Source organism: Methylobacterium sp. WL119, from assembly GCF_008039875.1.
Lineage (GTDB): Bacteria > Pseudomonadota > Alphaproteobacteria > Rhizobiales > Beijerinckiaceae > Methylobacterium.
Map to the genome: position 1 here is coordinate 63,753 of NZ_VRUU01000016.1, position 6,197 is coordinate 69,949.

General features: G+C 73.7%; 9 protein-coding genes and 1 pseudogene. 3 read left to right on the forward strand and 7 right to left on the reverse strand.

Features of this window, described 5'->3' with window-relative positions; all coding sequences use genetic code 11:
- The first annotated feature begins 10 nt into the window (after positions 1–10).
- A complete protein-coding gene (locus tag FV227_RS09210; protein ID WP_147727725.1) occupies positions 11–289 on the forward strand; it encodes a hypothetical protein in 279 nt (92 codons plus the stop codon).
- A gap of 10 nt (positions 290–299) precedes the next feature.
- On the opposite strand, the gene FV227_RS09215 is transcribed toward FV227_RS09210, so the two are convergent.
- Positions 300–1,301: a P1 family peptidase gene (locus FV227_RS09215; RefSeq protein ID WP_147858779.1), complete on the reverse strand. Its 1,002-nt coding sequence runs from the start codon at positions 1,299–1,301 to the stop codon at positions 300–302.
- A 75-nt stretch (positions 1,302–1,376) separates the two neighbouring features.
- On the opposite strand from FV227_RS09215, the gene FV227_RS09220 reads away from it, so the two are divergent.
- Entirely contained in the window at positions 1,377–1,838 is a 462-nt protein-coding gene (locus tag FV227_RS09220; protein ID WP_147729652.1) for a GNAT family N-acetyltransferase, read from the forward strand.
- Positions 1,839–1,957: 119 nt separating this feature from the next.
- The gene (locus tag FV227_RS09225; RefSeq protein ID WP_147844177.1) at positions 1,958–3,517 is read left to right on the forward strand and encodes an ATP-binding protein; all 1,560 of its coding nucleotides are present in this window, start codon (positions 1,958–1,960) and stop codon (positions 3,515–3,517) included.
- A 31-nt stretch (positions 3,518–3,548) separates the two neighbouring features.
- Here the strand turns inward: FV227_RS09225 and cysC are convergent, their stop codons facing one another.
- From cysC to FV227_RS28905, 6 genes and pseudogenes are all read right to left on the reverse strand, one after another.
- Positions 3,549–4,157: an adenylyl-sulfate kinase gene (gene cysC / locus FV227_RS09230; RefSeq protein WP_187274735.1), complete on the reverse strand. Its 609-nt coding sequence runs from the start codon at positions 4,155–4,157 to the stop codon at positions 3,549–3,551.
- 98 nt (positions 4,158–4,255) lie between these two features.
- Complete coding sequence (locus FV227_RS09235; protein WP_147729336.1) at positions 4,256–4,681, reverse strand: acyl-CoA thioesterase; 426 nt, start codon at positions 4,679–4,681, stop codon at positions 4,256–4,258.
- A gap of 85 nt (positions 4,682–4,766) precedes the next feature.
- Positions 4,767–4,895: a hypothetical protein gene (locus FV227_RS30300; protein WP_279593315.1), complete on the reverse strand. Its 129-nt coding sequence runs from the start codon at positions 4,893–4,895 to the stop codon at positions 4,767–4,769.
- 162 nt (positions 4,896–5,057) lie between these two features.
- The gene (locus FV227_RS09240) at positions 5,058–5,339 is read right to left on the reverse strand and encodes a hypothetical protein (protein WP_147729335.1); all 282 of its coding nucleotides are present in this window, start codon (positions 5,337–5,339) and stop codon (positions 5,058–5,060) included.
- A gap of 116 nt (positions 5,340–5,455) precedes the next feature.
- Positions 5,456–5,641, reverse strand: a complete 186-nt coding sequence (locus FV227_RS09245) for a DUF1508 domain-containing protein (protein WP_147844179.1) — start codon at positions 5,639–5,641, stop codon at positions 5,456–5,458.
- Between the two features lie 155 nt (positions 5,642–5,796).
- Positions 5,797–6,197: pseudogene (locus FV227_RS28905) on the reverse strand (hypothetical protein); the annotation flags it as partial.

Below are 6,197 nucleotides of genomic sequence, written 5' to 3' on the forward strand. Positions count from 1 at the left end.
TCCCGCCCCGATGAGCGACGACGTCGATCCCGAGCGGGCGGTGATGATCCGGCTGCGGGCCCGCCTCGCGGTGGTCGAGCGTGCGGCCTGGTTCGGGATGGTCGACGCGATGCGGACCCGCCCGGCCGAGGTCGAAGCCTACATCGCCGCCGAGCGCGACAAGTGCGCGACCGGGTTCGCCGGCCCGAAATGGGCGCGCGACCTCACCGATGCCGAGCGCGCGATGCTCGGAGCGGAGGTGGATGCCGGCCTCTCGCAGTTGCTGCAGGACGCCCGCGACGAGGCCTAAGCCCGCCGCCCTACGCGCCCGATCCGAACCGGTCGCGCCAAGCCGGCGGAAGGCCGTGCGTTCCGGGCAAGGACGCCGCCGCGTACACCCCGATCGCGACGGCACGGGCCAGCACCTGGGCCGCCATGTTGCCGAGGCGCGCCAGGTCGCCGATCGGGTCCGCCGGCGCCACCGCCCCCGTCGCGACGGAGAACACCACGTCGCCGTCGAGGGGCGTGTGCACCGGCTGGATCGCCCGCGCGAGGCCGACCTGCGCCGCCACAGCGAGGCGCCGGCACTGCGCCTTGGTCAGCGCCGCGTCGGTGGCGACCACCGCCAGCGTCGTCGCGGCGCCGGGCAGGCCGCGGACGGGAAAGGCGAGGGCGTCGTCCGGCATCGCGCCGGGCCAGCCGAGGCCGCCGAACTCCGCCGCCCGCTCGAACGGCGCCGCCCAGAAATGCGGGCCGTCGCCGACCGTCACCCGGCCGAAGGCGTTGACCGCCGCGAGCGCGCCGACCCGGAAGCCGGTGCCCGGAACGTCGGCCGAGGCCGAGCCGATCCCGCCCTTGAGGTTGGCCGTGCGCGCGCCGGTGCCGGCCCCGACCGAGCCGAGCGCCACGTCCTCCGAGGCCATTTGGGCCGCCAGGAACCCGAGCTCGCGATAGGGCGGATAGCGCCCCCACGCCTTGTCGCCGCCGTTGAGCAGGTCGAACAGGATCGCGCCGGGCACGATCGGCACCCGCATCCCGCCGACGGGAAAGCCGCGCCCGTTCTCGGCGAGCCACGCCACGACCCCCGCGGCGGCGTCCAGCCCGAAGGCCGAGCCGCCCGACAGCACCAGCGCGTCGATGCCCTCGACGGTGCGCTCGGGGTCGAGCAAATCGGTCTCGCGGGTGCCCGGCCCGCCGCCGCGGACGTCCACCGCCGCCGTGACCGGCCGGTCGAACACCAGCGCGGTGACGCCGCTGGCGACCCGTGCGTCCGCGGCGTGGCCGACCCGGATGCCGGCGATGTCGGTGATGGCGTTCCGCATGGATGGCAGCATGCCACGATCGCGCGCGGGCCGCACGGCTTGAGCGGCGATGCGGGCGGGTGCAGGATCGCGACGATGCCCCAGGATGTCGTCATCCGCCCCGTCGCCCGCGCCGACCACGCGCAGTGGCTCCCGCTCTGGGAGGGCTACAACCTGTTCTACGAGCGCGTCGGCCCGGCGGCGATCCCGCCCGCGGTGACGCAGGCGAACTGGGAGCGGTTCTTCGACGCCTACGAGCCGATGCACGCGCTCGTGGCCGAACGCGACGGCCGGCTGATCGGCCTGACGCACTACCTCTACCACCGCACCACCACGGCCACCGCGCCGTTCTGCTACCTGCAGGATCTGTTCACGACGGCCGACGCCCGCGGGCGGGGCGTCGGCCGCGCGCTGATCGAGGCCGTCTACGTTGCGGCGCGCCGCGCCGGATCGCCCCGGGTCTACTGGCAGACGCACGAGACCAACGCGACGGCGATGCGGCTCTACGATCAGGTCGGCGACCGCTCGGGCTTCGTGGTCTACCGCAAGCCGCTCTGAGCCCTTCGTCCACCGCGACCCCGCGCCTGTGGACGCGCGGCGCGCCGGACGCATCGCGAAGGGTGCTCGCGTGTTAACGGGAGGCTCGGGATTTCCCGCGGCGTGCAACCGGAGCGACGATGGCGTTCGGCATCGAGATGGGGCTCGGGCTCGACGGGCAGGGCATCGGCCAGCCGGCCCGCCTCGACCTGGAGGAGCTGCTCGCGACGCGCCTGCTCGTCCAGGGCAATTCCGGCTCGGGCAAGTCGCACCTGCTGCGCCGCCTGCTGGAGCAGAGCGCCGGCCACGTGCAGCAGGTGGTGATCGACCCCGAGGGCGACTTCGTCACCCTTGCCGAGGCGCACGGCCACCTCGTGGTGGACGGAAGCCACGGGGAGGGCGACCTGCAGGCGATCGCCGCGCGGGTGCGCGGGCACCGCGTCTCGGTGGTGCTCGACCTCGAGAGCCTCGACATGGAGGCGCAGATGCGCGCCGCCGCCGCCTTCCTCGGCGGGCTGTTCGAGGCCGAGCGGGCGCATTGGTATCCCTGCCTCGTCGTGGTCGACGAGGCGCAGATCTTCGCGCCGGCCGCCGCCGGCGACGTCTCCGACGAGGCCCGCAAGATCGCGCTCGGTGCGATGACCAACCTGATGTGCCGCGGGCGCAAGCGGGGCTTGGCCGGCATTATCGCGACGCAGCGGCTGGCCAAGCTCGCCAAGAACGTCGCGGCCGAGGCCACCAACTTCCTGATGGGGCGCACCTTCCTCGACATCGACATGGCGCGGGCCGCCGACCTGCTCGGCCTCGACCGGCGCGGCGCGGAGCGTTTCCGCGACCTGGCGCGGGGCGAGTTCGTGGCGCTCGGGCCGGCGCTGAGCCGCCGTCCGCTCGCCCTCCGCATCGGTCCGGTCACCACCTCGTCGCGCGCGGCCTCGCCGACCCTGATCCCGCTGCCGCAGGCGGCGGACGCGGACCTGCGCGCCCAGATCCTGGCGCCGGCCGAAGCCGGCTTCGCCTACCCGACGCGGGCGTCGCGGGCGCCGGCGACGCCGCGCGTCAGCCCCGCCGACCTGATGCGGGAGCTCGCCGCCCACCGTCCGGAGCCGGCCGCCGCCCCGCCCGTGCTCGACGAGGCCGAGAACCGGGCCGGCTGCGAGGCGATCTTGCGCGGGCTGGTCGCGGAGCCCGAGGCCGGGCGCCAGTCCGTCGCCGTGGTCTACCAGGACTTCCTGGTCCGCTGCCGGATGCGCGGCCTCGACGGCGAGCGCGTCGGGCTCCAGGCCTTCCGCCGGTCCCTGAGCGTGGCACGGGCCGGGATCGATGCGGCGCCCGCCGCGACCGACGGGGACGAACGCTGGACCCAGGCGCAGGGGGCCGCCGCCGGGATGCCGGAGGAGGTCCAGGGCTTGTTCCTGCTGCTGGCGCGGGCGGCGCTCGCGGGCGAGCCCTGTCCCGGCGATGCGGCGCTGGCCCGGGCCATCGGCAGCCGTTCTCCCGGCCGCGCCCGGCGCCTGCTCGGCTACATGGAAAGCCGCAACGCCATCGTCTGCCGCGTGGACTTCTCGAAGAACCGCATCATCGCCCTGCCGGCGCTCGGCTGCGAGACCGCACCGGGCGACCCGAAGGCGGACGTCGCCGAGCCGGCGGCGGCGGACGCGCCCGATCCCGGGGGTAGCTGGGGGCTGTTCGCGGCGGAGTGAGGGGTTTGCCGCGAACGCGAGACGCTTGGGGTCAGCCTGCGCTGAGCCGCATCAGCTCCGCGATCAGGGTCCTCGACGACTCCGCAACGCTCAGCCCGTCGGTGACCAAGGTCATGTCGGGGTCGAGCGGCGCCTCGTAGGGCGCCGAGATCCCCGTGAAGTTCGGGATCGTGCCGGCCCGCGCCCTGTCGTACAGGCCCTTCGGGTCGCGCGCCTCGCACACCGCCAGTGAGGTGTCGATGAAGACCTCCAGGAACGGGATGTCGCCCGCGATCTGCCGCGCTGTCGCGCGCTCGGCGCGGAACGGCGAGATCAGCGACACGATCACCACCAGTCCCGCCTCCGCCATCAGGCGCGCGGTCTCGGCCGCCCGCCGGATGTTCTCGGCGCGATCGGCCGCGGTGAACCCGAGGTCCCGGTTGAGGCCGTGGCGCAGGTTGTCGCCGTCGAGCACCATGGCGTGCCGCCCCGCCTCGGTAAGCGAGCGGTCGACGGCGTTGGCGATGCTCGACTTGCCCGCCCCCGACAGCCCGGTGAACCAGGCGATGGCCGGGCGCTGGCTCAGGCTACGCCAGCGCGTCTCGCGGGGCTGAAGGGTCTTCCAGGTCAGGTTGTCGGCGCGGTGCGACGGGTCGGGCAACGGCACAATCCTCGGGCCAGCTGTCGCATCCCCCCGCCCCCTCGGGGATCCGCTCGCGCGATGCCTAGCCGGAACCGCGTCGGAACGGAACCCGTCGATCACGCTGGCGTGAATGATGGCTCCGCCACCGGGGCGGCCTTGGGGATCGCCCTCGGCCGACCCTCGTCGTCGATCGCGACGAAGGTGAAGGTCGCCGACGTCACCTTCTCGCGCACCTGCGTCCGGAAGCGCCGCGCCCAGGCCTCGACCTCGATCTTCATCGAGGTGCGCCCGACATGCCCGATTCGGGTGTAGACGCAGAGCACGTCGCCGATCCGCACCGGGCGGATGAAGGTCATGGCGTCCAGGGCCACGGTGACCACGCGGCCCTCGGCCCGGTCGACCCCGGCGATGCCGCCGGCCTGGTCCATCTGCGACAGCACCCAGCCGCCGAAGATGTCGCCGTTGGCGTTGGTGTCGGCCGGCATCGCGATGGTGCGCACCGTCAGATCGCCCTGCGGTTCCTCGGCGCTGTCCCGGTCCATGCGGTCCTGTTCCTTGGCGCGAAGCGCACCGACGCGCTCGGGGCGCGGCGCCGATTATGCGCGAACGCCGCGATGTCGAAAGGGGTCAGGGCATCAGGCCGGCGAGTTTCAGGCCGGCCGCCAGGAAGACGGCGGCGGCGCAGACCAGGCATTCGAGCGGGATCGATTGCCAGAGGTCACGCGCGACCACCTCGCGCGTCGCGATATCGTCCATGGGGCGTTCCTCCCGGGCGGACCGATCTGATGCCGGCCGTCCCGAACGCGAGACCCTACACCGGATCGCGCGCGAACGCAGCCCGTTTGCCCAAGTCATGGAAAAAACCCGACGGCCCCAAGGGCCGCCGGGTTCAGACTTCGACGCAGGCTCGCCGTGCGATCAGTAGAAGAACCGACGACGCGGGCCGTAGAAGCGGCGGCCGTAATACGGACGACGGTAGAACGGACGCGGGCCGTAGAAGCGGCGGCCGTAATACGGGCGGCGGTAGAACGGACGCGGCCCGAACCGGCGGCGGTAGAAGTACTGGGCCTTCTCGGCGACCGCGGGGGCGGCTTCCGTCTGAAGGGCGAGGCCGGGGCCGACCGGAGCGGCGGACGCGCCCTGCGGGGCGGCGGCCGCGAAGCCCAGGACGAGCAGGGCGGCCAGCAGGAATTTCCTCATCGCGGATCTCAACTCTTTCGTGGATGGGAGACGTACGAGCGGGGCTTGAGCCCGAGCCGTCGAAACGCACGAACCGCGAAAAGCGTTTCGTCGCGAAAGCCGACTTTCGGTTGTGATCAGGCGATCTGCGTCGTCATGTCGATGACCTTCGCGGTCTCGCTCTGACGGACCAGCGCGATGCCGTGCTCGCAATCCTCGCGGCGAACGTAGCCCTCGCCCGAATCGGCGACGACGTTGCCGTTCTGCGCCCGCAGGCGCCAGCGCCAATGGCCCGGCGCATCGCGGTAGATCTCGAATCGCATCGGGGCTGCTCCTGTCTCGATGCCGTCGAGATGGGGCGCGGGACCACCGCCGGCAATGCTCCCGCGCCAGCGGCAGGACACCGGATACGAAAAAGCAGAAGGCCGCCCCGGGCATCCGGGGCGGCCTTCTCGATCAGGTCAGGAGGCGAGCTGGCTCAGGAGCGCGGGCTGCGGTCGAGCCAGCCGATGGCACGGCCCTCGCCGCCGTTGCCGCCGCCGCCGCTGCGCGGACGGTTGTTGGCGGGCTGGCGCGGACGATCGCCGGCGGCGCGCTCGGGGCGCGGGCCGTTGCTCGGGCGCTCGCCCTGCGGGCGGGCGTTGCGGGTGTCGGGCTGGCGGGCGCCGTCGGGACGACCCGGGCCGCGGCCGGCCTCGGCGGTGCGGTTGCCGCCGCCGAACGGGCGGCCCTGGCCGGGACGACCGCCGGGCGCCTGGCCCGGCCGGCCACCGGGACGCTGGCCCGGACGGCCGCCGCCGGGACGCTGGCCGCGGGTGTCGGGACGGCGCTCCTCGGCCTGAGCGATCTCGTTCTGCAACGACGAGGAGAAGGCGTACC